This is a genomic window from Candidatus Skiveiella danica, from assembly GCF_022705245.1.
GTDB classification, from domain to species: Bacteria; Pseudomonadota; Gammaproteobacteria; order Burkholderiales; family Burkholderiaceae_C; genus Skiveiella; species Skiveiella danica.
The window spans coordinates 1-569 of the sequence record NZ_JAKJEW010000166.1; the positions used below are offsets into that span (position 1 = coordinate 1).

1 protein-coding gene is annotated in these 569 nt (G+C 65.9%); it reads right to left on the reverse strand.

What is annotated here, in order from left to right; genetic code table 11:
* Nucleotides 1-293: 293 nt before the first annotated feature.
* Nucleotides 294-569 (reverse strand): sugar transferase (locus ACMUOY_RS20750; protein WP_413894597.1); only part of this gene is annotated, 276 nt, incomplete at its 5' end.

A 569-nucleotide genomic window follows, 5' to 3' on the forward strand; every position in this document is an offset into this window, starting at 1 on the left:
GGCCGGGGTAGTAGGGCGTGCCCGTCGCGACGGTCACGGAAAAGCCGCAGCCCTGCAGGTATTCCGCCATCGCCCGGAAGATCTGGCCGGTGGACGCCACCTCGGGCGGGTACTGCTGGTTGATGATCGTCAGCTTTGGCATGCGGGTGTCTCCTTACGTCAAGAGATGGACCGCTCGGCGCTTTTTTGCTTGGCGGCACGCGCCTGCTCGTCGATCTCCTCATCAAACTCGGTCGCGCCCTCGCGCACGCCGCGCGCGGTCAGCACGCAAAAGGCCGTAAACGCGAGGATCTTCAGGTCAAGCCCCAGGGAAGTGTTTCGCGGCCGTTTACCTGCGCCCAGCCGGTGATGCCGGGGCGTACGGCGTACGCGCCGCGCTGCATGCGCTCCTCGTGGATGCCCTTTTCCTCGGGCACCAGCGGGCGCGGGCCGATCAGGCTCATGTCGCCGCGCAGCACGTTCAATAGCTGCGGCAGTTCATCCAGGCTGGTTTTGCGAAGGAAGTGGCCGATGCGCGTGATGTGCGCGTCCGGGTTTTGCAGTTCGGCGGTGGCCACGCTCTTTGGCGC